Genomic DNA, 24,642 nt, shown 5'->3' on the forward strand with positions numbered 1-24,642 from the left:
GGAATGGCAGCAATTTCGCCGCAGCCAACATTTGAAGAGAATCTCTTTTCAGCTCAGTTATTATATACAGATAACAATCTCCTTCCCTGTAAGGAACCCGATTATAAACCATTCATTCCGGCAAATAGTCTGCGCCGAATGTCGCGCATGCTGAAAATTGGTCTGACAACCGCACTGAAAGCGATTACAGATAGTAATCTTACCGTCCAGGGACCAATTGTAACCGGAACAGGAAAAGGATCATTACAGGATACAGAGAAATTTCTGAAAGAGATAGTAACCTATCAGGAAACTGCTCTGAATCCAACTCCGTTTATTCAGTCGACCTACAATTCTGTAAATGGTCTGATAGCCTTACAACAGAAATGTACTGCCTATAACAACACTTTTGTACATCGTGGATTCTCTTTTGAGAATGCATTGTTAGATAGTATGATGTTGTTACAGGAAGGCTCAGATCATGTGTTGACAGGCGCTTTTGAAGAAATTACCGCAGAGCATTTTTATATTAAGAGCCGAATCGGTTTTTGGAAATCCGAGCAAATAGATAGTCGTGAATTGTTGTTGCACAATACTCCAGGCTCTGTTGCCGGAGAGGGTGCAGCTTTCTTCATGCTCACACAAGAGCCAACCGATCAAAGTTATGCAGCAATCAATGGTTTGAAGCTATTGTATAAGCCTTCTGCGGAGAAAGTGTTATCTACCTTACAGGCATTTGCTCCTGAAGTAGATGCAGTAATAACAGGTAGAAACGGAGATTGCAGGTTCAATCATTTTTATAATATTGTTGAGCAGCATTTTGATAATATCCCTCATATTCCATTCAAACATTTATGTGGTGAATATGATACAGCAAGTGCGTTTGGAATGTGGCTGGGTGCTAATTTGCTGAAACACCAGGAACTTCCTGAAGCCTGGTTTGCAAAGGATCAACATCCATCTAAACCAATTAACAAAATACTGTTATACAATCATTTTTACGGAGAACAACATGCGTTTATATTGTTAGAGCGAGTGTAGTTTTCCTGAAGCGAATTTTAAAGGCTAACCTTTTTGGGTTAGCCTTTTTTATGTTGATGATTATGTGATTAATTGGAATGAAATTGAAGTATCTGTATGTGTGTTTCTCGTGGCTGAAGACAGGGGAGGGGCAAGCCCAATGCTATTAAGTTAAGGAAGGGGGGGATGGAATATTGACTTCAATTTAAATAATTGGTTTCCTTTACCGTAAACTGGGCAGGGGTAAACTCTGCCCCTACAGGGCTTCAGCGAATTACAGTTTCTATATTGTAGAATTGTTTCTTTACAGAAATGAAATTAGTAGATGACATTTAACATGAAATATATCTAACAGATGAAAATATAGTTTCGCTGAAACTCTGTAGGGGCAGGGTTTACCCCTGCCAGTTTATGGTAAAGGAAACTAGCCAATTAAATTGAAGTCAATATTCCATCAACCCCCTACCTAATCCTAATAGCATTAGACTTGCTCCTGCTCCGCTTACAGTAAAAGAAATTTATCAATCACAGAAAGCCTATAAAATCATCTTAGAAAACCCTATACACCGGATATCTCATATACTCTGGCTCTGCGTAGGGAGAGCTATTAAAAATGAATTCGAGTTGGGCACCTGCACTATTGGCGAAAGTGGAATCACCTGCTTTTTTCTGTTGTAATTGCTCCTGTACTTCAGGGTGCTGAGATAACCATTCGGCGCCTGTATCTTCAAAAACGTAAGGGCTATAGCCTTCTTTCTGGCTAAGAATTGCATCAAAAAAGTTCCAGGCAAAGTAGGAATCAGGAGCAGTTGGTTCCAGCACTTCCATGAGGTATCGATTTGCTGTCTGGTTCATAGGGATATAATAATCGCCTTTTCTGAACCGGATGCTATCCATGCTGCTTCGTACTTTGACGTTAGTGTGCAGATAATGTTTTTCAAATGGTTTGGGATATGATTGATAATCTGTAATATGATAGGTTTCCACTACCATAATAGTATCCTTTTGCAATTGTTGGAGTTTCACCTGATTGTTTTTGAGCAAATTGATGACTGCCCACCAACCTTGAGGAATAATATATGCCTGGGGTTTATTCACAAAATTTTCGGGGCTATAGGTATCGTAGAACTTTACTTCTTTTACGTAAGGAGCAGCGCGATCGTAGTATAGTCGGGGTAATCCGGAAATTGAGCTGGGTTTATAACCGGCAGTAAAACCTCTGAAGGTAATCAACCGGTGTTGGGATTTATCGACTTTCCAGGCTAGCGGGAAGGACGTTTGATTGATGCTGGCTTGTTTGGTAGCATCACGCAGTTGTTTTATTTCCTGGCTATGTTCGGAGGTAAACTGAATGAAGCATTCCATGAGCGCATAAGTAGCTTTAACTCTTTGTGGGTATGGTTTCAGCATATGTGTTTCGGGTACAAATCCGAATGTATGAAATAGGGTAGTATAACCGGAAGAGTAGCGTGGGCCATCGGCAAATTCCGTCCAGCCGCTATCTGGTGTGTTGCCGAAATGATTCACGTATGGTACAAGGTCATAACCTTTAGCTTTCATGAGGGAATAAAGGCCGGGTTCGAAGGTTTTATGCAGAAAATCGCCCATTGGGCCACCCAGTTTAGTATGTTGAGTGGCGAGGAGGGTGATGATATGTTGATAATCGGCACCATTGCTAACATGGTTATCGATAAAGACATCGGGATCGGTAAGGTGATAGATTTGCTGGAAGGCCAGGGCGTTTCTGGAATCCGTTTTTATGAAATCGCGGTTTAGGTCCAGATTCTGGGCATTTCCTCGCGATCCGAAGGCATCGGGGCCATTTTGGTCTACCCGGTAATAAGGGGAACGATTTAGCATACCTCCGATATTATAGACAGGGATTACGGCCAGAACAATATTATCGGGGATAGAGATACGTTTGAGTGCCAGGTCTCTGAGGAGCATCATTGAGGCATCTATTCCGTCTGGTTCCCCGGGATGTATTCCGTTGTTGATCAGGATAATACGTTTGTTTTGTTGGCGTAATTTATTGAAATCGAATACCTTAGAGGTAGAATAGGTGACAAGGTGCAGGGGGAAGCCGGCATCGGTATTTCCTATAGTTTGGAGGTGGATTTGTGGAAAACGTTTGGCCAGGAGTTTATAATAGTCGATTACTTCGTTGTAAGTGGCGGTTTGTTGTCCGTTTGTTTTCTCGTAACGGGTTGTCAGATCTTGGGCAAAGGCCAGGAAAGGGATAAAAATGGCTATTAGCAGGCAGATTTTCTTCATTTTCACAAAAGTTGATAGAAAAACAAAAAGCCCTTCCTGTGTAAGGAAGAGCTATAAATATTGTTACTGAAGCAATTAAGCGAGAGTAGCGATTCTCTTAGCCAGTTTGCTTTTCAGATTTGCTGCTTTGTTTTTGTGGATAACGTTACGTTTAGCCAATTTGTCGATCATGGAAGCTACCTCAGCCAAATCTTTCTGCGCTGTTGCCTTATCGGTTACGGCTTTCAGGTCACGGATGGCGTTACGAGTGGTTTTACCGTAGTAACGGTTACGCTCATTACGTTTTCTGCTTTGACGTACGTCTTTTTTCGTTGCTTTATGGTTTGCCATTTTTCAAATTTCAAGTTTCGGACGGCAAAGGTAAAGATATTCCTTTTACAAAACAAACTTAAAGTAGTTTTTCCGTCAAGCTGCAAATATAAGTACCTTTTATCACAGATAATTGCTTGATTTTTTCTAATTTTTTCGATCCTATGTATTGAAAAACGTGCGATATTTGCAATCCCATATATTAATATATAGGGAACACTGAAGAAAAGTATTTGAACTGAAGATCAGCAAAACTCGTTGTAAATGAAGGACTTCTCATTCGTCACCAGCTCACATCCTGCTTACATTGAATCGTTATATCAGGATTTCCGCAAAGATCCCAATTCTGTGGACCCAGAATGGGTTAAATTTTTTGAAGGATTTGATTTTGCAGTATCCAATGTAAACGGTAAGGCCGGAGCGCCTACAGCAGGAGGCAGCACCTCTTTGCCGGTGAGTGACGACCAGTTGGCAAAAGAACTGGGCGTATACCGTCTGATACAGGCGTATCGCAAAAAAGGCCACTTAGTCGCAAAAACCAATCCCATCCGTGAACGAAAGGACCGCAAGGCCAATCTGGATCTCGCCAGCTATGGTTTGAGCGATGCTGATCTAAAAACCACATTCTATGCCGGTACAGCTATCAATTTGGGAAAAGCAACCCTAGAAGATATCGTTGCTTACCTGAAGAAGATATACACCGGTTCTGTAGGCATCCAATATACCTATATCAATTCCCGCGAAAAGTCGAAATGGCTTGAAAAGGAATTTGAAAAAATCATGACAGAGCCATTATCGCTCGATCAACGCCGCCGTATTCTGCAAAAATTGAATCAGGGCGTAATTTTCGAAAAATTCCTTCATACAAAATATATCGGGCAGAAGCGTTTTGGTCTGGAAGGTGGTGAAGCTACTATTCCGGCGCTGGATGCAATGCTTAATGTGGCAGCCGATTACGGTGTTCAGGAATCTGTGATCGGAATGGCACACAGAGGACGTCTGAACGTGCTGGCTAATATTCTCGGTAAAACATATGAGCAAATCTTCAACGAATTTGAAGGATTAGCAGTACCGGATATGACCATGGGAAGTGGCGATGTGAAATATCACCTCGGTTTCCGTTCTCAGGTAACTACCCAAAATGGCAAAGCAGTAAACCTGCAACTGATGCCAAACCCTTCTCACCTCGAAGTAGTAGATCCTATAGTAATTGGCTTCTCCCGCAGTAAGGCAGATGTTATTTACGATAGCGATTACGATAAAATATTGCCTATTCTCATTCATGGTGACGCAGCTGTTGCTGGTCAGGGTATCGTGTATGAAGTAGAACAAATGAGCAAATTGAAAGGCTACTACGTAGGTGGTACCATTCACTTTGTAATCAACAACCAAATTGGTTTTACTACCGATTTCGATGATGCAAGATCTTCAGACTACTGTACCAGCGTAGCTTCTATCGTTCAGGCTCCGGCCTTCCACGTGAATGGCGACGATGCTGAAGCGGTGGTAAAAGTTTCTCAACTGGCTGCCCGTTACCGTCAGGAGTTCAACGAAGATGTATTCATTGATATGGTGTGCTACCGTAAGCATGGTCATAACGAAGGTGATGAACCTAAGTTTACCCAACCTAGCTTATATGCACTGATCGAGAAACATGCAAATCCTCGTGAGGTTTATACTCAGTTCTTACTGAATAATGGTGAGTCTGATGCCCAGGCATTAGCTAAGGAAATGGAGAAAGGATTCTGGGATGAGTTGCAAGCCCGCCTGGATGAAGTAAAGCAACATCCGCTGCCTTACTTTAATCAGAAACCAGAAGAATGGTGGCTGGCTTTACGTAAAGCTACCCCGCAGGACTTTGACGCTTCTCCTACTACTGCTATTAAGGAAGAAGATTTCAAACGTTTATTCGATGGTTTGATGAAATGGCCTGAAAACTTTGTGCCATTACGTAAAGTGAGCAAACTGCTTCAGGATAAAATCAAATTGTATCAGGAAGAAGGAAAAGTTGACTGGGCAACCGGTGAACTTCTGGCTTATGCCAGTCTTTTGATTGAAGGCAAGGATGTAAGAATGAGTGGGGAAGACGTGAAACGCGGTACTTTCTCTCACCGTCATGCAGTATTGTTCGATGAAAACACGAATGAGACTTACAACCGTCTTAACCATCTTCAGGAAAATCAAGGTAAATTCAGAATATATAACTCTTTATTGAGTGAATATGGAGTATTAGGATTTGAGTATGGCTATGCAATGGCTAATCCTAATGCCCTGGTGCTGTGGGAAGCACAGTATGGCGATTTCGTTAACGGTGCTCAAACAGTGATCGACCAATATGTAACCAGTGCAGAGCAAAAATGGACTACTCAGAATGGGTTGGTAATGTTATTGCCTCATGGTTATGAAGGAGGAGGGCCAGATCACTCTAACGCCCGTCCGGAGCGTTTCCTGCAACAATGTGCTGAAGAAAACATGGTAATTACCAACATTACTACAGCAGCCAACTTCTTCCACGCATTGCGCCGTCAGCTTACCTGGCAATTCCGTAAGCCATTGATCAACTTCTCGCCAAAAGCGAATTTGCGTCATGTGGGTGCTTACTCTCCAATGGAAGAATTTACATCCGGAGGCTTCAAGGAAGTGCTGGATGACCCATTCATTGAAGATGCCAGCGTAGTGAAGAAAGTATTGCTTTGCACCGGTAAGATGTATTTCGACCTGAGTGACAAGCAGGCAAAAGATGATCGTAAAGATGTAGCAGTTGTAAGATTGGAACAGCTTTATCCATTACCACTGAAACAGCTGGATGTTATTGCTCAGAAGTATAAGGGCGCAACATTCTTCTGGGTACAGGAAGAACCACTGAACATGGGTGCTGCTTCTTACTTACAAATGAATCTGAAACAGATCAACTACGGTGTTATTAGCCGCAACCCTAGTGCTTCAACAGCTACAGGTTATGCGAAAGTACATGCTCGTGAACAACAGCAGATCATTGATACAGCTTTTAACATCTAAAAAAATTGAAACTATAAACAGAATAACCAGGTTTTATGTTTAGGCTAAAAGCTGGTATCACCATCAACTGATTAAATATGGTTATCGAAATCAAAGTCCCTACGGTAGGAGAATCTATTAGCGAGGTAACAATTGCGAAGTGGTTGAAGAAAGACGGAGACTATGTACAGCAGGACGAGGTATTGTGCGAAATGGAATCTGAAAAAGCCACCTTCGAATTGAATGCAGAAAAGGCAGGTATCCTGAAGATAGCGCCTAACGCACAGGAAGGAGCAACACTAAAGATTGGTGATGTTGCCTGCACAATTGATACAGACGCCGCTGCCCCTGCTGCATCTGCCAGCCCTGCACCCGCTGCTGCGCCGGCTGCTGCTGCACCTGCCGCTGAAGCTGCTCCGGTAGCTCCAGCTGTCAACAAAGGGACCATTGAAATGAAAGTACCTACGGTGGGAGAGTCTATCAGCGAAGTGACTTTAGTACAATGGTTAAAGAAAGATGGTGATTATGTAGAACGTGACGAAGTAGTTTGCGAACTGGAATCAGAAAAAGCAACTTTTGAACTGAATGCAGAAGAAGCCGGTGTACTGATTACTGTAGCAAAAGAAGGTGATACTTTAAAAATAGGTGATGTTGCCTGCAAGATAGATACCAGCGCTCCACGCCCTGCCGGTAAAGCCGCCCCGGCTGCTGCCCCTGCAGCTCCTAAAGCCGCTCCTCAGGCCCAACAAGCTCCTGTAACCAGCATTCCTAATGATGTGAAAGCTTCACCTGTTGCCGCCGCCGTACTGGCCGACAAACACGTGGATCCTACCAGCATCAAAGGTAGCGGTGCAAATGGTAAAATCATGAAAGACGACGTTTATGCAGCCCTGCAAAACCCAGGTGTGGCTATCGGACATGAAATGTTTAGCCGCATAGAACGTCGTGAGAAAATGAGCAACCTGCGTAAAACAGTTTCCCGCCGCCTGGTAGAAGCTAAAAATACCACAGCTATGCTAACTACCTTCAACGAGGTAGATATGACCGAAATCATGGCATTGCGTGCGAAATATAAAGAGGTATTCAAGAAACAACATGATGTGAACCTTGGCTTCATGAGCTTCTTCACCAAAGCATGTTGCTTCGCCCTGCAGGAATTCCCGGCTGTTAATGCGTATATCGACGGAGAAGAATTGGTATACCACGATTACTGCGATATCTCCATTGCTGTATCTGCACCAAAAGGACTGGTAGTACCGGTTATCCGTAATGCAGAAAGCCTGGATATGGCAGGAATTGAAAAAGCAGTATTGGCCCTGGCTACCAAAGCAAGAGACAATAAATTATCAATGGATGAGATGACCGGAGGAACTTTCACTATCACCAACGGTGGTGTGTTTGGTTCTTTAATGAGCACTCCAATCATCAACATTCCTCAGTCTGCCATTCTTGGAATGCACAAAATACAGGATCGCCCAATGGCCATCAACGGACAAGTAGTTATTCGCCCGATGATGTACATTGCCCTTAGCTATGATCACCGTATTATCGATGGTCGCGAGTCTGTAAGCTTCCTGGTGAGAGTTAAAGAAATGCTCGAAAATCCGGAGCAACTGCTGTTCGGTAAAGATCCACTGAAAGCATTGCTGAAGTTATAATCCTATAATACGAAAAGAGGCAGCTTCTACTAAGTAGAGGCTGCCTCTTTTTATTTACTGTCTTTGAATCCTAATAAGGCGTAAAAACTGTTTCTGTAAGTTTCGCTGATTGGGAAGATCTTATCCCTGACTTTTACCTGCCCCCTTTCTATATACTCCACTTTATCTATTGCTACCATAAAGGATTTATGTATTCTGCAAAGCTTATCTCTTGCAACTATAGATTCCAGTTCATTAAATGTTTGCAGGGTGAGGATTTTCTCTTTTTCTGTGTAGATGCAACGGTAATCCCTCATTCCTTCTATATATAACACATCCTTGTAAAAGAGCTTAATGTTTCGATATTCAGATTGTATGAAGAAGAAATCCCTTGTTTCTGATTGCTTAGCCAAAAACAATTCCTGTATCTTCTCGGAAGTTTTAAGAAAGCGCGCGAAATCGAATGGCTTAAGCAGATAATCGGTTACATTGAGCTCATAACCTTTTAAGGCATATTGCTCATACGCAGAAGTAATAACGATATAAGGTATATTATTTAATGAAGAGATCAATTCAATCCCATTCAATGCTTCCATCTCTATATCAACAAACACTAAAGGTACCGGACTCTCTTTCAAATAAAGAAAGGCTTCCATACTATTATGAAATCCCTTTATCAGATTAAGGTAAGGTACCTTTCTGACAAAATCGGCTGTCTTTTCCAAGGCCAGAGGCTCATCTTCAATGATAATACAATCTATAAGCATCTAAAACAACTTTAAGATTACTTCATAATAGTGTTCATCTTTATTTATTTCCATAGAATAACAGGAACCATAAATAAGATCCAATCTTTGCTTCAATAACTGCCAACCGAGACCACCATTTTTAGTGTTTCTATTTTCATATTTATTTCTGCAACTAAAAAAAATCTGCTTATCATCTGCATTCAGATTTAAAACAATTGCATCTGTTTGCATTCGACTGCTATGTTTGAATGCATTTTCGAGAATGGGTATTAGTACCATTGGTGCAATTAGCTGCCCATTTACCCTACCTGTAATATGAAAATTAATAAATTCAGGATTTACAGATCTTATCTTCTCTAAGTTAATATATTCCTGTACGTAATTAATTTCTGAAGTAAGCAGAATCTTTTCATTAGAAGATTCATAAAGCATAAACCGGAGCAAACCTGATAACCTATTGAGATACTGCGATGCTTGCTCCGGATCACGAGATATCAGTGCATCTATATTGTTGATTGTATTGAATAAAAAGTGAGGATCAGTTTTTGATTTTACCAGCTCTAATTGCGTAGTAGTATTAGCCTTTTCAAGCATTAACAATTCATCTTTTGCCCGGATAAATTTTTTAATAACTGCAGAGAGTGACCCCATAATAGAAAAAGGTAAAACTACCATGTAGGTTCTGATTACAAAATAGGGGAAAGACCAATATACTGCAAAAAATGGGTAGGTTAGGCTTAGGTTGAGTAACACCGGAAAGCTTAGCAGTAAAATGGTTTTATAAATGATCTTTTTCTTTGAAGGATATAGAATTATTGATTCAGAAAGATAAAAAGAATTTATACCAACAAATACGATAAATAAATTAATGAGTGCTGTTTCTCTCAGCAAAGAAGAATAACTACGGATAGGAATACTTTTTAAAGGTGTGAGAGCCGCAATCTGAAGCCAATTAATAAAAGTAAGAACAAATGGCACTGATATCCAGAAGAGAATATGCAGCATTATGATATATTTCTTCATTAGTCGCAAGTTTAAAAGGGTGAAATGCGCTGAGAACAGCGCATTTTCATTTTCTACTTTTTCACGTATTGATAGTAAATACTTCCTCCGGCTTTATTGCCTGATGGAGCATAACTTTGTTCCAGGGTCATTTCCTGCTTACTTACTTCAGCAACTTTCATAGAAACTTCTTGTCCGTTGCTGAGCTTAAGTATTATATTTTCGTTTTGCCTGATCCATCGACCTTGGGAGTTTCCTGAAGTTATAAAACTTCCGTCGGCATTAAAAGCAACCGTAGAATAATTCAGCGCTGCAAGATCGGTATTTTCTGGTGTTCCCTGAGAATCATTTACTTGCATTAAGTCGTTGAGCTTCCAGCTTCCATTAATTTCATCTACTGTGGTATCTGTTTTTTTACAGGCACTGAGGCAGGCGATTACTGTCAATAAGGTTAATAATGTTTTCATGATACTTTGTTTTGTTACAATCCAAAAGTAGAACTTAGGTGGAGTGGGAGATTTAGGGATTTGTGTAGGGGGGATATTTGTCGGTTAAATTGAGGAAGATGCCTGCAAGAGGGGAGGATTATATAAGGGCTGTTTTACCAGCCCCCGTTTTTAGTGCCCAAAGTATTCAGTAAAAGTAAATAAGTAAGTATCCAATGTATTTAGAGGATAATTACATTTTCTAATATCTCGTAGTTTTCGATAAGTACTTGGTATATTTTTAATTTTTTCTTACATGAAATATCAGGTTTATATTTTTTGGTAAAAGAGTTGAATTTTAATAAATCAGACTCTAATTTATCATTGCCATAGAAGGTATGATTTTTACTTTCATTAACAAGTAGATAACGTCTACTATGAGCCCCATTATTGCCAAATACATAAACTGCATCTCCTTTTTTATTATTAAGTTTGAAGAGCCTGAAAATGTAATATTGGTCTTTAGCCAATTCTATCTGTCCATTTTTTATGGCTTCATTTTGTGATGATTTAAAATTATCATTCTCGGCAAGATATTTTATTACTATTTTAAGGATATTACTATCAGTAGTAAATTTCTGTGCAGATATATTTATGGAATAAAACATGCAAAATGTAAACGTAACTAATGCGAAAAATTTATAGACCTTCATTTTAGTAAGTTTTATTTTTAATACTCATTAAGGATTTTTCCTTTGATTATAGTAAATTAATTCTAGTTTCCTAGGATTATCTTCGGTACCCCCACTTGTAAATACAGTCATGGACTTTTTGTCGGTTGCATGTACTCCTTCATGTACTCCATTAGCGCCAATATGGTCCTCTAGAGAATAATCTGTCAAATTTACTTTAGTACCATTAAAGTCTTTTTCAACATTCTTCCCTTGAGATTTTGCATTATCTATTTTTTTTATGTTTTTTTCATAAATAGTAATCTCTGAACCTATTAATTTATCCTTATCACGAATATTATCTGTCCAACCAAATAGAAGTAGTTTAGCCATACCCTTATCAGTAGTACGCCCTTTGCCATCAAAATACATATCATCAGTTGTGTTGATGATCATCTTAATTGGGTGTTTAGCTTTAGACATATCATCCAAGGTTTTGAGCCCTATTTCTGTTTGAGCCATTGCATTTCCGATTCTCATAATATCACTAGATACATTATTTGACCATTCAAGCCCACTATTTTTTATGCTGTAGCTGACTTTTGAACCGTCATTATTTACAATAGTATCGCCCAAAAAATCGGAGTATTTAATAGGATTATTAGCCATACTTGCATAAGGACTAGAATAATAAGTTGGTTTGGGGTCTTTTTGTAGCCATCTCCCAATTTGTGGATCCAAGTTTCTTAACTTAGCATCATAGATATTAAGATCAAAATCGGTGGTATGCTCTATACCATTATACTCATTTCGATTCTTCGGATAATTTGATCCTTTCATTGCGTTAGAACTAATCCCTGCCATCGTCAACCCAAACGGATAATAATGTGTTTCTTCTACAACTGTTCCGGTAGATAAAGTTATTGCTAAATTGTCGAAATAGACATCTAATGGAGATTCATTACTGGTATATACATAAATGAATCCTGATTTTGAAGCGACTATTTCATCCTGAGCTAATACCTGTACCTCATCCGGAGTTTCTTTTACCTGTTTTACACCACTGTTTTCATCAACCATTTTAAATTGTTCATCAAACAGAACATAGCTGAGATAGGCTTTGGGCTTATTTGGATTGTTGGCATCGGTATTTTTTTCTTTTAATAACTCATACTGTTTGCTGTTAAATTCATTGTTTTGTATAGCATCAATACCACTGGCTTGTACATCGTGTGCAGCGACACTTGAATTATTGCCGGTGCCATTTTGAAGTATATTGGCAGCAAGGCTTTCCAATACAGATGATGCAGGTTTATTTTCTTCAGGGCCCTGTGATTTATAGAAAGCTTTTGTGCCAATACGGATAGTATCACCAGCCATTACATGCAATACAATAGACGGACCAACAACCTTCTTGCCATTTTTAGCATTTAGCTTAGCAACAAATTTATTATTTGCATCTTTTTCAGGATATCCGACAGGAGCTTCACTTCTTGTTTCATCTACATTACTGAATAAAGCTACTTCTGTACTGGCAGCTTGTGTTTCCATTGTTGCTACATAGTTGGATATTTCTTTTTTTTCTGTCAGAACTATGCGTGTATTTCCTAGATGATCTTTAACGAAATAATCGAAAATATATTCAGGAGTTTGACCTGCAGTATATTTTAACCTCACCCTTCCTTCTTCATGTCCGAAGAATTTTAAACTATCATTTTCAAATACCAGACCATTACTATAGTTGGTTGTAGTAGTTTTGACTGGGTTAGAGGTTTTATCGGTAACTACCTTTTTTATTTTGTTTCCTTCTGCGTCATAAACATATTGTATTGTGCCTTTATTGTCAATAGTTATAAGTGATGGTAGATTCAGATGGTTGTTAATAATATTTGAAATAGATCTGCTAGGATTTTTAAAAAGGTTACCATTTTTATCATAAAGATTTACATCTGCAGTATTTGAAGAATTTTTATAATCTCCTAACATAGGAACAAAACCAGAGCTATCATATACAGATGCCAGTCTATTACTATTATTTTCATAGCTATACTGGAATCTGTCGATATATGTACTGGTTGTACCATTCATTCCTTTTTGGGCCATTTTGGTAATGTTTCCATTTGCATCATACCTAATCCATGGAACGGTGAAATCTATTGCAGTATTACTCCAGGTTGTAGTGCCTGTGTTATTATTTTGCAGATAGTCTGCTTGGGATAATCTACTGGCCTGATCATATGTATAACCATATGAGCGCTGTATAGGAGCATTAAATCCCTTCCATTTGATACCTGCTATATCTCCATTATAGTATTTAGTTGAGTATCCTGCATCAAAGTAAAGTTCTTCTCCAAAATGCGAAGTAGCATTACCATTATCAAGGTAGTCTTTATTTATAGCTTTAATCCATCCATGGATATTATAATCATAAGTTAATTGGGTGATACCCTGAGACGCTGAAACTTGCCCTAAAACTTTATTTTTTAACCGACCTAATTGATCATATTCATTTACACTGACAGATCTTTCCAGGTTTGTATTATCATTGACTCTTTTTCTCAGCTTAGCAAGCCGACCAGATTCGTCGTATTCGTTAATAGTAAGAATAGTAGTTACCGGAGTAATGCCACTTTTTAAATTATTATGACGCTCATAGGTACTTAGTAGCTTATTATTAAAATCATAAAGCGATGAGATAATAGACTTTCCTCCAGATTCATTGTCCTTTACTACTTGTATAACGCGATTCTTTTTGTCGTAGAAATTTGTTGAAGTCAACCATTGATCTGTGCCTAATAATCTTACTTTCTTGCCAGTAGTAAGTCCTGTGGTTGCAGTACTGGTGGAGGTTGCAGGTTCTGCATACAAATTACTTCCTGCCTCCGGTTTGGAAAGGTCGGTAAGCAAGGAAGCATGTACCCCTGAAAAGTTGTAGCTATCATAAAATGTATAGGTTAATGGCATCAGTTGAGCCGGATCAATAGATGGCAGCGGATTAGATACAGTACTTACTATTGTTTCTCCAGCAGCAGATGGGTTTATAAATACATCTATCTCAGTAGCTGCATCAAAACCGGGTAGTAAAGTGACAGAATTGGTAGCGACATAACTACTTTGAGTATTTACAGCAGTCTCCAAATCCTGAATTGCAGGTATAGTATAGCTCAATGAAGAAGATGGTAGAATAGCATTCATGCTATTTTGCAATGTAGTTCTACTGGCGTTACTATTATAAAACGCTGTCTGAACTGGACGATTGAGGTCATCATAGAAGGTAGCTAACCATTTTCCATCCTGTTTTTGATTTCCATCTCTTGAAAATACGAGCCTTCCTCTAATGTCATAGACCATTTCAACAGAATCGGAACCTGGGGTAATTTTAGAAATCACCTGATTTTTAGTATCGTATCTATATTGGAAACATAATGTATTAAGGACGCTACTGGTATTCCAGGTGCCTGCTATTTTTTCTACGGCTAATGGAGGGAGAACGGTGCGAAGATTATTATAATCATCAAATACATAATAGGTGCAAAGCCACCCGAAGTGGCCTTCAGCCGTATAGGATTGAAACTGTTTTTTTACCAGTATAATCCTCTCACTTTTGTCTTTATAAGTGATTGATTTGTTGCCGCCTGCATCTGTAGTAATAGTTTTATAAAGTTGTCCGGCAGCATATGAACTTGTAGATACTACCTGATCTGAATTATTAATTCTCCAAATTCTTACGGAGTCTTTATCGGTATTGGTCATGTAATCCATGAGTACAGGTCGATTACCCCCAGTCTTTCCCCAGCTATTTCCTGGAGAATAGTTACTGGTAGGCCGATTTAATGATGATTGTTCAAAAACCATTTCCTGGTAATAGATTTTTTCTCCGTTGATACCTGGATTTAATGTGGTATTTGAGTAGAATGAATTTTGTGCAGAAAAAGGATCTGATTTAAATTTGCCATCATTCAAATTACCCATTTGTTGGGTATATGGAAGATATTTAAAGGCCTCTCGTCCAAATTCATCATAAAGAACAGGAGTTACCTCATCTTGTCCACTATTAATTCCTTTTTTTACTGTCTGTAAAATTCGACCAAAGTCATCGTAATATTCAGTCTGTTGTTGAACCTCGGCAGTAGTACGTTGAGTTGATCTAACAATCGCAGTATCGGTAGTAGGAAGTGCGGGCGACCATGTTCGTCTGTAATTAACAGCATTATAGTTATAAGTACTAGGAACAGGACGTGCTACTGCAGTAGGGGCAAAGCTTCCATCGGGCTTATTTTGTGCCCATAGAGTAGTTGATATTGCAGTAAATATTATGGTGAATATTATAGCTTGTTGAATTTTCATGTAATAGGCGTTTTGGGAGAATAGATTATTTATTGAGAGGGGCCTGAAATTGGTAATCAAAAGTTTTTATTATTTTTTGATCCATATCTCTTAAGGCTATAAGACGTCCAACGGCATCATATTCATAGTAAATAGTCTGGCCGCTTGGATCTGTTTCACTACTCAACCCTCTCAGAAGTTTATATGTATAGGTATAAACTAGTGCTTTCCCTTTTAGTGCTACTCTGATTTTATCTAATTCATTTCTCAGTGTTTGTTCGTTGGGGTTATTGCTAAGGAGTATACTATTATCAAAATAGGTTTTTACTGTATTATAGTCGCTTCCAATAATTTTAGCTACGGGATATTGTTTGTTGTAGCCCCAAATATATACTTCATTAGCATCCCCATATTTGGCTTGCTCCAAAATGTTGCCTTCGTTATCATATTGTTTGAATGTGATTCTTTCTTCCAGGGTATTATTGCCAGTTTTCTCTGAAATTTTTCTGACAAGAGCAATACTATCTGTACCGACACTGAAACTTGTGTAGGAAGTTTTAATATGATTATTATTTATTGAATAAATTGAGGCAATCGGCGAGGCTACTATTCTTCTTCTTTGCATGAAATTTCTTGCAGTTTCTTCAGTACCCGTAAGTAATGTATCCGATACAAAAACTTGTTTCAGTATACTGGAATCACCATTGCTTAAATAATGCACGGTTCTAGTAGGGTAAAAATGTGATTTGCTATCGTAATAGTATTGAGTTATCTGGCTGATAGAAGTATTATTAACCCTGTCAAATTCAGTGACAGTGGAATTCAATTGAAGTAGCTGTCTGGCTTTTACTATATTTCCAATATATGACTGATGGTAATGTGTAGCACAATAATATTCCCACAATCCGTCCCACTGGGTTCCAGGAGGAGTGAGGTAAGTTCCGGCATTAGCATAAATGTATTGCTTAAGGCTATCAATTTCGACAGTTGTATAATTATAAGTTGTCTGTTGTAGAATGTTTGCATCTGTGGGAAATGTACCTTTGTATACATACCTGGCACTTAGATATGGTTTGTAAACATTATACATTTGTAAATCGCCTTTATAAATCTCTTTAGTTATTTGTGCCTTGTTGATATCTTCTCCTGATTCTGTTACAATTACTTCATTATAGAAATAGTTACGAGGTAAAACATCGTCACCTTGCATACTAGAGTTATAATCAATCCTTACGCAGCCGTGATTTCCATCAGATGCAAGTGCCTGATACGTGTATGCAGGAACTGTACTGAATCGCCCATTAAATCCTTTATAACTAAATGATTTTCTATTAATCAGGGTACTCTTCTGATCAAAATTCTCAATTTTGGAGACTATTACTCCACCGCCATAGATATTTCCTTCCATGTTCAGCTGGTAAGTGAACCTGGTTTTACCGCCTGTGGGATAGGTTATTTCATTTAATGTTCCATATAATAATGCATTAAGGTTCGGGTCTCTGTTTGCTGGAGTAAAAGGTACGTTACTAGATAATGGTCGTATTAGGCTGGTATTGTATGCACCATTGTTGTAACCCATAATATCTTTGGACAGGTCTCCCAAATTAGGCACGCCCATACTCCCATATGAAAATTGATAAGAAGAAACTACGGCATCAGTTTGAGGATTTAGATCCTGAATACTTTTAAGTGCTAGTTTACCTAGCGAATCGTCTATATTTAGTTTTGATTTATGGATAGCGCTGTTATTAGCATCACTAACAATAATATTGGTAAGTTTTCTTTTCCATACATCAGCAGTATTTAAATCATCATAATTAAATGTGATATTACCATATTTAGAGGTAATCTTTTTTATTAGATAAGTACCACCTGAATAAGTAAGCCATCTAATAGTGCCTTGAGATGAGCCACAACCACAATTAAATAATTCAGATCCAGGTCCGGGAGGAGTTAGACTTGCATAAACAAACGTTTTTGCTGTTTCATAATTATAGTTATAAAGTTCATAGTCAAATTTGATCGTATCCTTTTCAGGTGTGATGATCTGGTAGAGTTTCCATGAATTGACACCATTTCCATCTATACTTCCTGGAATAACATCATCACTTATTGCAGTAGCACCTGTTAGATGTGTATTTGAATACTCTATATATTGGCCTCCAAAGAAAAATTTGTTACCATTATTATCGGTGATAACAAAACTTTTTAACCCATTAATGTTTGTTTCGATGTCATAGTCACTAGATTGATTTTCTGAGTAAAATTTGCCATTATTATGATTGAATAGCATATTTCCACCCCCAGTAGGCAAGCTATAACTATATTCATCAGTCAGAATATCAATAATATTTTTGTTCATGGCCTCATAAGTCACCTGAGCTCCCCAAGTCATAAAAACAGTTTTAAGGCTATCTATATATGCTGGAGTATAGCGCTTATAGTTTTGGAAGAAGTAAGTCTCATCTGGGGCACCGTTTATGGAACGATCAATCGAACCACCTGCATTTAAACTCCATTTTAAACCAGCAGCAGTGGCAATATCATCTACTTTTACACCTGAAGCATGATAGCTTAAAGTAATAGGAAGTTTATAGCTCCCTACTTCCAACGTGTAAATTGGTATTGAAATTTCCGGAATGCCAGTGGTTAGACTAACAGGGGTATTAATATAGTTATCAAATGCTGTAGCTACCGGATTTTTAGGAACTAAATTCTTTAATGCTGATTGTTCCGGAACCTGGCCATAGGTCAAAAGAGATAGGCATAGTGCGGTTAGCACCAGTACAGATTTTAACTTGTTCATAAGTATAGTTTCCTCGTATAGGTTAAACTGTTAGCAAGTGAAACTAACAGCGGGTTCACATATTTTTACTCTAATATTTGATTTTGTGTATTAATTCTTTATTGGTGCTAATGTAATCAATTGAATTGAAAAAATAGTAATAATGTTTTCATGTGGATTGTTTGGTTTCAATTTTCATAAATATAAATTGTGTGGAGTGTGAGACTTACGTAGCTGATATTTGCCGGTTAAATTGAGGAAGATGTCTGCAAGAGAATTTATAATGATTCAGGGTTATCTTTGTTTCATAACATAGTAACTCAATAAATGATAGTTTATTTATTAACTGGATATTTAATCCTTGCAAGTATTATTATACCTCTGGCATTTGCAGGTGATTTGATTGATAGGAATATTAAGAAAGAAATTTCGAGAATTTTAAAGGAGCATGATTGCCAGCTAGTTTCAATAAATGATACCTATAAATCATTTGTTTTTAAAAGTCAATTATCTGAATTGGATTGGAGAAATTTCGTTTGGTTCAAGCCAAGGAGCCGTCCTTATAAAGAAGTAACTTTTGTTAGAGGAGATAATGACGAGGTAATAACTTCATTGGTATTTGTAAGATGTTTATTCTTCAAGCCGTATGAAATAGTGTTTGATAAAATCTCTAAATAAGTTTGAGTGTTAGAACAATTACCAGATTAATTAAATTGTGTTTAATTAGAGTCGTACTTATTTAAAGAATTTATGGCATAAATTGATGAGTAAACCGACTATAATTCCTAATAAGTACAACAAAGCAAAAACCATAAAGTAAACTTCAATAGCATTCTCTTTGATTGCAATAATTGCAACGCCTGTCATTAAAATTGTAAAAACTATATTTCTTGGATTTTTGAACCATTTTTTTAGTTTTATCCACATTTTTTTCCTTCTCATTGAGTAATATTGTTATATATAATCTGAACTACATTTTTAATACACTTAATTAATTTTACGGATTTTTTTTCTGGAGATGAATCATTTTTTTTATTAGCCATATTGAACCAAAAATAATAAAGAGAAGTACTGCACACATTAGTATATATAGATTAATACTAAGGCGCTGTGTTTTGTTTAAAAATGAATTGGCAACTACAATCAATATTGAATAAATAATTGTTCTGGATATATTTATTGATGTGTATTCTTTGAACTTTATCATTATGTACAATGTAAATATCAAAAATGCCGGGCCGAATAAAGCTATTATTCCTAAAATATATACTACATTATTATTTAAATTGTCCATTAAATTATTAATTGGCTGCATTTTGTGTTGTCACTTTTTCAGGGTTTCGAATTATTGAATCTAATTAATTTTTAGTTCACTAAATTATTCAGCGTATTTAGAGAATAATTACATTTTCTAAGATCTCGTAGTTTAAGTGTAATTTTCTGTTCTCTGCTTAGTTCTTCCTCTTTCCCAGTATTGTCTTTTACTACCTAATGTAGAAACGCGGATATTCAATTCGAAATCTGATGGGAGAAATTACATCATCAGTTTACATTGATAATTTATTCTAGAATTATAATACTCCTTATTCTATCTGTTATTCGTTACAAATCCATTTAGTAACTATAGTCGTATCTTTTTTAATTAAGGAGATTTTAGCCTCTCCTAGTATCTTCAGTATCGTATCGCCTGGCTCTGCTGCATCATAAATTTTGTAATCGCCAGTTGTCCTATATTCTTCATACTTACCATCAATATTCACACCCTTTATAAGTATCATTCTGAATTGTCTAGACTTTTCTTTTACTACAAAATGGCATGAATTTGCCTTGAACTGCTCGGCAAACTCCTTACAGGAGTGGCATGACTGTAGTATGCATAAAGCTGTAATGAAAAATAATCCCTTTACCATTATTCTCATTTTATGTATCTGATATTTAATCAATTTTTTGACCGGATCATCTTTCTAGGCTACATCCTTTTTACACTAATCCATAAAATGTTTCCTGAAATAATTATATAGGAAGCAACCAACATTTAAATATAACCAGTTAATAACAGTAAACATTATTACTCCGGATAACGTAAAAATAAGACCTATAATTAATCCTTGTAATCCTACAATGTTGTCATTGTTATAATTTATCGGTATTATCTCAAAAAGAGCGAGAAAGGATAGTATGATGCCTAATGGAAGTATTGCAAAGGCATAGGCAAGGAATAGACTTCTGAACTTAAAATAACTCATAGATTAGGGAATTGACTAGGTAATAATGTTATGCTATTTAATCGGATAAGCTTTTAGCAATTCGACGTTAAGAAATAGCGTATTTCAGTCTAAAATACTTGAATGTTTTAAGTATTCATAATTATCCATCAATATCTGTAATGATTATATCTTTTTAATTACTCATTTAGAAAAGATAATCCGCCAACCCTGTAAAATCGATTATCTTCGCTGCATGACCCGGTGGGAAAATTACTTATCATCAGCAGAAAAAATTATCGCAAGCTATAATGGCAGCTTGCCTCTTCATCATTTCCTGAAATCTTTTTTTAAGGAACATCCTTATATGGGGGGAAGAGACAGACGATGGATATCGCAACTGGTATATCAATATTTCAGATTGGGATATTGGGGCAAGTCTTTACCCGTAAAGGAAAAGATAATTACAGGAGTATTTGTTGGAGAAACGTCTGAGAATGATTTTCTCAAGGCAATAAGACCCGAATTAAATGATAAGGCGAATTTATCTCTGGAAGAGAAGTTACAACTACTGCCATTACCTTTGGATGCAAGTATGCTTTTCCCGTGGATAAGTGAATTGTCGGAGGGTATAGATGCAAAAGCTTTTGCAGAGGCATTACTGAAACAACCACGATTGTTTATTCGTGTCAGAAATGATAAACTTCAGAAGATATTAGCATTGTTAGAGAAGAATGAAGTAAAGTATGAAGTCCTAAATACCCATACTATTTCTCTTCCAAATAGTACAAAAATAGAAACAATCATCCCTGATAAAGGCTGGTATGAGGTACAGGACGCCAGCAGCCAGGCTACCGGCGAGTTATTCAGACCTCATAAGAATGAGCAATGGTGGGATGCTTGTGCAGCAAGTGGCGGAAAATCCCTGCTGTTAAAAGACGAGCAACCGGATGTTAGGCTGGTAGTTTCAGACATCAGGAAATCGATCCTCGATAATCTGCAGCAGCGATTTAAAACGGCGGGAATAAAACAGTACGAATCTATCGTGGCTGATCTCACGTCCGACAAGCTACCTGCTCTGTTGGGTAAAAGAAAGTTTGATGGAATCATCCTGGATGCGCCATGCAGTGGTTCAGGAACCTGGGGGCGTACGCCTGAAAGCATCAGCTTTTTCAATAGAGATGAGATCTATAAATTTCAATCATTACAACAGCAGATAGTAAAGAACGTGATACCTTATTTGAAGGAAGGGGGAGCATTGATTTACATTACCTGTTCGGTATTTAAGCAGGAGAATGATCAGATGGTGGAATATATAGAGAATATCAGTAAGCTGAGAAAACAGGAGGGAGGAGTAATTCCGGGATATGACAGGAATGCAGATACGATGTTTGCTGTGCGAATGCAATAAAAAAGGTGAGCTGGGATGCTCACCAATTTTTATATCTATCTTATGAAATTAAATCTACTGAAATAAAGGAGTACTTCTTTGAATGATACCTCCGCCAATTACATCGTCGCCTTCGTAGAAAACCGCTGATTGACCAGGAGCAATTCCTTTTACATTTTCGAAGAAAGTAACTTTTACTTTACCATCTTCATTATTGAGTGTGCTTAAAGCACCTTTGTCTTTGTAGCGGATCTTGGTTACAGCTTCCATACCATCAGGGATAGACGCATATTTACCCATATTAATACCGCTTACAAACATCTCGCTTTTCTGCAGTTCATCTTCGTCTCCCAGTACTACTGTATTAGTTTCCGGGATGATTTCAGTTACATAGATTGGTCGGCCTAATGCTATTAATCCCTTACGTTGACCAACTGTATAAAAAGGATACCCATTATGCTTTCCAACAATGGTGCCATCTGCTAAAACGAAGTTGCCACCCTGCACTTTTTCTTCGAGTCCATCTACTTTCCTTTTCAGGAAACCGCGATAGTCGTTGTCTGGAACGAAGCATATTTCATAGCTTTCGGCTTTCTTGGCTAATTCGGGGTAGCCAAAATCGAAGGCCATTTGTCGGATTTCGGTTTTGCGATACTTACCTAATGGCAGTATTGTACGTGCCAAAACGTCCTGTTCTATGCCCCAAAGCACATAGCTTTGATCTTTGGTTTCGTCTATTCCTTTGCTGATAACGTATCTGCCATTATCGTGCTGGCGAATTTGACCATAGTGGCCTGTTGCGATGAATTCGCAGTCCATAGCGTCGGCACGTTTCATGAGCGCGCGCCATTTTATATGGGTGTTGCAAAGCACACAAGGATTGGGAGTGCGACCTGCAAGGTATTCATCTACAAAGTTATTTATGACAAAATCCCCAAATTCATCACGGATATCCAGTACAAAGTGAGGGAATCCGTGATGCACCGCTGCTGCGCGGGCATCATTGAAAGAATCGAGGTTACAGCAGCCGGTTTCCTTTTTACTGGAGCCAGCAGAAGCATAATCCCAGGTTTTCATGGTAATACCTACCACTTCATACCCCTGTTCATGCAACATTAATGCTGTAACAGTGCTGTCTATACCGCCACTCATGGCTACCAGCACTTTACCGTGCTTACTCATTTTAAATTGTTTATGGGTGCAAATTTACGTTAATTCCAGCCAATCGCCATACCAACCCCATCAATCCTGCCGATACTGGCATCGATTCTATTGATATCAACGTTTTATTTTTAAAAAATATTAAGAATCTCTACTCCTTCAGGAATAAATTTATTAGTTTTAGCCACCTTTTTTAGCATAAATCAACTAAAATGCTACCTATTTTAAACAAGACGCTAATTCAAAGCAACGCGAATTCCAACGTTAGTCAAGACGTTTTTTCCTTTCCGGAAACAATTCTCCAATTCGGAACCGGCGTATTATTACGTGGTTTGGTAGATTATTTAGTAGATAAAGGCAACCGGAAAAATCTGTACCAAGGGCGAATCGTAGTAATTAAATCAACTGACGGTAGCACCAGCGACTTCTCCAGCCAGGATTCCCTGTTTACCACTCATATTAAAGGCGTGGCACAAGGCGAATTGGTGGATAATGTGCTCATTAACAGTTCTATTTCCCGTGTTTTGCAATCGAATGCAGAGTGGAGCGAGATTTTAGCCTGCGTGCATCAGCCCGCCTTAAAAACCATTATTTCAAATACTACAGAAGTAGGAATCCAGTACTCCGCCGAAAAGATCAATACAGGTGTACCAACCTCTTTTCCAGGTAAACTACTGGCCATCCTCTGGGAACGCTTCAATCACTTTAAGGGTGACTCAAGTGCCGGATTCGTTATTGTACCCACTGAACTGATAGTAAATAATGGTAATCTGCTCAAAGAAATCATTATCAAACTGGCCAACTTCAACGAACTACCTGATAACTTCATCCAGTGGATCAACACTGCCAACAGATTCTGTAATTCACTGGTCGACAGAATTGTACCGGGTAAACCCCGCAACCTGGCCGATTCTGAAGCCAAAGCCGGATATACCGATCAGTTATGGATTGAAGTAGAACCCTTCCTTCTTTGGGCTATTGAGGGGGATGAATACGTGAAATCTGTACTCTCTTTTCACCAGGCCGATGAAAGAATGCTGATTGAAAGCGATATCACTCCATTCAGAGAGCAAAAGCTCAGATTACTGAATGGAAGCCATACTGCCGCCGTGCCGCTGGGTTTCTTAAGTGGACTCAATACGGTATACGAATGTATGAGTGATCCTTACATGAACGGCTTCTTCAAAAAAGTAGTCCTGGAGGAGATTCTGCCCACTATTCAAGACGATTGTCCAACCGCCACCGCTTTCGCCAATGATGTTCTCGACCGCTTTGCCAATCCATTTATTGAGCATAAACTGATCAGCATCACCTTCCAGGAAAGCTCAAAGATGAACGCCAGAAACGTAAAGACGCTCTTGCGTTATCAACAAAAATTTAATAAACTTCCGGAAAATATCTGTCTGGGCTTCGCCGCTATGCTGCTCTTCCTCCGTCCTGCCGGTATTAATAAAGATGGCAAGTACTACGGTAACAGAGAGGCTGGCGAATATGTTATTACTGATGATAATGCCGCAATTTTTGCTGATTATTGGCAAAATGAAACGGATATTAATAGCTTAGTAAATAAAATTGCTTCAGATACCCGTTTATGGGAAACAGATTTGTCTGTCATTCCTGGATTTGTATCTAAAGTTTCAATGTTTTTATCCGCTTTAAAAGATAATGGCGTTTCTGCATTCATTAAATCGCAGAACCTATAATAATCATCGT

The 24,642-nt window shown here is 38.1% G+C and carries 17 protein-coding genes; 6 read left to right on the top strand and 11 right to left on the bottom strand.

The genetic code is table 11. The features are described 5' to 3' along the window. Positions 1-3 precede the first annotated feature (3 nt). Positions 4-1,020, top strand: coding sequence for a beta-ketoacyl synthase chain length factor (locus DVR12_RS05475; protein ID WP_158563208.1), 1,017 nt, complete (start codon positions 4-6; stop codon positions 1,018-1,020). Positions 1,021-1,548: 528 nt separating this feature from the next. Here DVR12_RS05475 and DVR12_RS05480 read toward each other — a convergent pair. Both DVR12_RS05480 and rpsT read right to left on the bottom strand, forming a co-directional pair. Next, the gene (locus tag DVR12_RS05480) at positions 1,549-3,273 is read right to left on the bottom strand and encodes a M14 family metallopeptidase (protein WP_116974463.1); all 1,725 of its coding nucleotides are present in this window, start codon (positions 3,271-3,273) and stop codon (positions 1,549-1,551) included. Between the two features lie 75 nt (positions 3,274-3,348). Continuing rightward, complete coding sequence (rpsT, locus tag DVR12_RS05485; RefSeq protein WP_116974464.1) at positions 3,349-3,603, bottom strand: 30S ribosomal protein S20; 255 nt, start codon at positions 3,601-3,603, stop codon at positions 3,349-3,351. Positions 3,604-3,846: 243 nt separating this feature from the next. Here rpsT and DVR12_RS05490 point away from each other — a divergent pair, with 243 nt between their 5' ends. Both DVR12_RS05490 and odhB read left to right on the top strand, forming a co-directional pair. After that, entirely contained in the window at positions 3,847-6,600 is a 2,754-nt protein-coding gene (locus DVR12_RS05490) for a 2-oxoglutarate dehydrogenase E1 component (protein WP_116974465.1), read from the top strand. 77 nt (positions 6,601-6,677) lie between these two features. Further along, positions 6,678-8,237 (top strand): 2-oxoglutarate dehydrogenase complex dihydrolipoyllysine-residue succinyltransferase, encoded by a 1,560-nt coding sequence (gene odhB / locus DVR12_RS05495; protein ID WP_116974466.1) that lies wholly within the window; start codon positions 6,678-6,680, stop codon positions 8,235-8,237. A gap of 50 nt (positions 8,238-8,287) precedes the next feature. Here the strand turns inward: odhB and DVR12_RS05500 are convergent, their stop codons facing one another. From DVR12_RS05500 to DVR12_RS05525, 6 genes are all read right to left on the bottom strand, one after another. Beyond that, positions 8,288-8,983, bottom strand: coding sequence for a LytR/AlgR family response regulator transcription factor (locus DVR12_RS05500; protein WP_116974467.1), 696 nt, complete (start codon positions 8,981-8,983; stop codon positions 8,288-8,290). Further along, the gene (locus DVR12_RS05505; protein ID WP_116974468.1) at positions 8,984-9,988 is read right to left on the bottom strand and encodes a sensor histidine kinase; all 1,005 of its coding nucleotides are present in this window, start codon (positions 9,986-9,988) and stop codon (positions 8,984-8,986) included. 53 nt (positions 9,989-10,041) lie between these two features. Continuing rightward, positions 10,042-10,434, bottom strand: coding sequence for a lipocalin family protein (locus DVR12_RS05510; RefSeq protein WP_116974469.1), 393 nt, complete (start codon positions 10,432-10,434; stop codon positions 10,042-10,044). A gap of 200 nt (positions 10,435-10,634) precedes the next feature. Continuing rightward, on the bottom strand, positions 10,635-11,105 hold the full coding sequence (locus DVR12_RS05515; RefSeq protein WP_147323413.1) for a hypothetical protein: 471 nt from the start codon (positions 11,103-11,105) through the stop codon (positions 10,635-10,637). Between the two features lie 27 nt (positions 11,106-11,132). Further along, positions 11,133-15,410 carry a DUF6443 domain-containing protein gene (locus tag DVR12_RS05520; protein WP_116974471.1) on the bottom strand — a complete coding sequence of 1,426 codons (4,278 nt, stop codon included), beginning with the start codon at positions 15,408-15,410 and terminating at the stop codon, positions 11,133-11,135. A gap of 25 nt (positions 15,411-15,435) precedes the next feature. After that, a complete protein-coding gene (locus DVR12_RS05525; RefSeq protein WP_116974472.1) occupies positions 15,436-18,195 on the bottom strand; it encodes an RHS repeat domain-containing protein in 2,760 nt (919 codons plus the stop codon). Positions 18,196-18,501: 306 nt separating this feature from the next. On the opposite strand from DVR12_RS05525, the gene DVR12_RS05530 reads away from it, so the two are divergent. Continuing rightward, positions 18,502-18,852, top strand: coding sequence for a hypothetical protein (locus DVR12_RS05530; RefSeq protein ID WP_116974474.1), 351 nt, complete (start codon positions 18,502-18,504; stop codon positions 18,850-18,852). A 57-nt stretch (positions 18,853-18,909) separates the two neighbouring features. Here DVR12_RS05530 and DVR12_RS05535 read toward each other — a convergent pair whose 3' ends face one another. After that, positions 18,910-19,116, bottom strand: coding sequence for a hypothetical protein (locus tag DVR12_RS05535; protein WP_116974476.1), 207 nt, complete (start codon positions 19,114-19,116; stop codon positions 18,910-18,912). 653 nt (positions 19,117-19,769) lie between these two features. Next, positions 19,770-20,084, bottom strand: coding sequence for a hypothetical protein (locus tag DVR12_RS05545; RefSeq protein WP_147323414.1), 315 nt, complete (start codon positions 20,082-20,084; stop codon positions 19,770-19,772). A gap of 550 nt (positions 20,085-20,634) precedes the next feature. Here DVR12_RS05545 and DVR12_RS05555 point away from each other — a divergent pair. Next, positions 20,635-21,789, top strand: a complete 1,155-nt coding sequence (locus tag DVR12_RS05555) for an RsmB/NOP family class I SAM-dependent RNA methyltransferase (RefSeq protein WP_116974483.1) — start codon at positions 20,635-20,637, stop codon at positions 21,787-21,789. Between the two features lie 54 nt (positions 21,790-21,843). Here DVR12_RS05555 and mnmA read toward each other — a convergent pair whose 3' ends face one another. Continuing rightward, a complete protein-coding gene (mnmA, locus tag DVR12_RS05560; protein ID WP_116974484.1) occupies positions 21,844-22,950 on the bottom strand; it encodes a tRNA 2-thiouridine(34) synthase MnmA in 1,107 nt (368 codons plus the stop codon). A gap of 191 nt (positions 22,951-23,141) precedes the next feature. Here mnmA and DVR12_RS05565 point away from each other — a divergent pair, with 191 nt between their 5' ends. Further along, on the top strand, positions 23,142-24,632 hold the full coding sequence (locus DVR12_RS05565) for a tagaturonate reductase (protein ID WP_116974486.1): 1,491 nt from the start codon (positions 23,142-23,144) through the stop codon (positions 24,630-24,632). Positions 24,633-24,642: the final 10 nt, after the last annotated feature.

The sequence above is a fragment of the Chitinophaga silvatica genome (genome assembly GCF_003419895.1).
In the GTDB taxonomy this organism is placed as follows: domain Bacteria; phylum Bacteroidota; class Bacteroidia; order Chitinophagales; family Chitinophagaceae; genus Chitinophaga; species Chitinophaga silvatica.

What these genes read in the sequence shown, in the direction of transcription:
- DVR12_RS05475 (WP_158563208.1), top strand. Translation starts at nt 4, where the DNA reads ATGGCAGCAATTTCGCCGCAGCCAACATTTGAAGAGAATCTCTTTTCA.
- DVR12_RS05480 (WP_116974463.1), bottom strand. Translation starts at nt 3,273, where the DNA reads ATGAAGAAAATCTGCCTGCTAATAGCCATTTTTATCCCTTTCCTGGCC.
- rpsT (WP_116974464.1), bottom strand. Translation starts at nt 3,603, where the DNA reads ATGGCAAACCATAAAGCAACGAAAAAAGACGTACGTCAAAGCAGAAAA.
- DVR12_RS05490 (WP_116974465.1), top strand. Translation starts at nt 3,847, where the DNA reads ATGAAGGACTTCTCATTCGTCACCAGCTCACATCCTGCTTACATTGAA.
- odhB (WP_116974466.1), top strand. Translation starts at nt 6,678, where the DNA reads ATGGTTATCGAAATCAAAGTCCCTACGGTAGGAGAATCTATTAGCGAG.
- DVR12_RS05500 (WP_116974467.1), bottom strand. Translation starts at nt 8,983, where the DNA reads ATGCTTATAGATTGTATTATCATTGAAGATGAGCCTCTGGCCTTGGAA.
- DVR12_RS05505 (WP_116974468.1), bottom strand. Translation starts at nt 9,988, where the DNA reads ATGAAGAAATATATCATAATGCTGCATATTCTCTTCTGGATATCAGTG.
- DVR12_RS05510 (WP_116974469.1), bottom strand. Translation starts at nt 10,434, where the DNA reads ATGAAAACATTATTAACCTTATTGACAGTAATCGCCTGCCTCAGTGCC.
- DVR12_RS05515 (WP_147323413.1), bottom strand. Translation starts at nt 11,105, where the DNA reads ATGAAGGTCTATAAATTTTTCGCATTAGTTACGTTTACATTTTGCATG.
- DVR12_RS05520 (WP_116974471.1), bottom strand. Translation starts at nt 15,410, where the DNA reads ATGAAAATTCAACAAGCTATAATATTCACCATAATATTTACTGCAATA.
- DVR12_RS05525 (WP_116974472.1), bottom strand. Translation starts at nt 18,195, where the DNA reads ATGAACAAGTTAAAATCTGTACTGGTGCTAACCGCACTATGCCTATCT.
- DVR12_RS05530 (WP_116974474.1), top strand. Translation starts at nt 18,502, where the DNA reads ATGATAGTTTATTTATTAACTGGATATTTAATCCTTGCAAGTATTATT.
- DVR12_RS05535 (WP_116974476.1), bottom strand. Translation starts at nt 19,116, where the DNA reads ATGAGAAGGAAAAAAATGTGGATAAAACTAAAAAAATGGTTCAAAAAT.
- DVR12_RS05545 (WP_147323414.1), bottom strand. Translation starts at nt 20,084, where the DNA reads ATGGTAAAGGGATTATTTTTCATTACAGCTTTATGCATACTACAGTCA.
- DVR12_RS05555 (WP_116974483.1), top strand. Translation starts at nt 20,635, where the DNA reads ATGACCCGGTGGGAAAATTACTTATCATCAGCAGAAAAAATTATCGCA.
- mnmA (WP_116974484.1), bottom strand. Translation starts at nt 22,950, where the DNA reads ATGAGTAAGCACGGTAAAGTGCTGGTAGCCATGAGTGGCGGTATAGAC.
- DVR12_RS05565 (WP_116974486.1), top strand. Translation starts at nt 23,142, where the DNA reads ATGCTACCTATTTTAAACAAGACGCTAATTCAAAGCAACGCGAATTCC.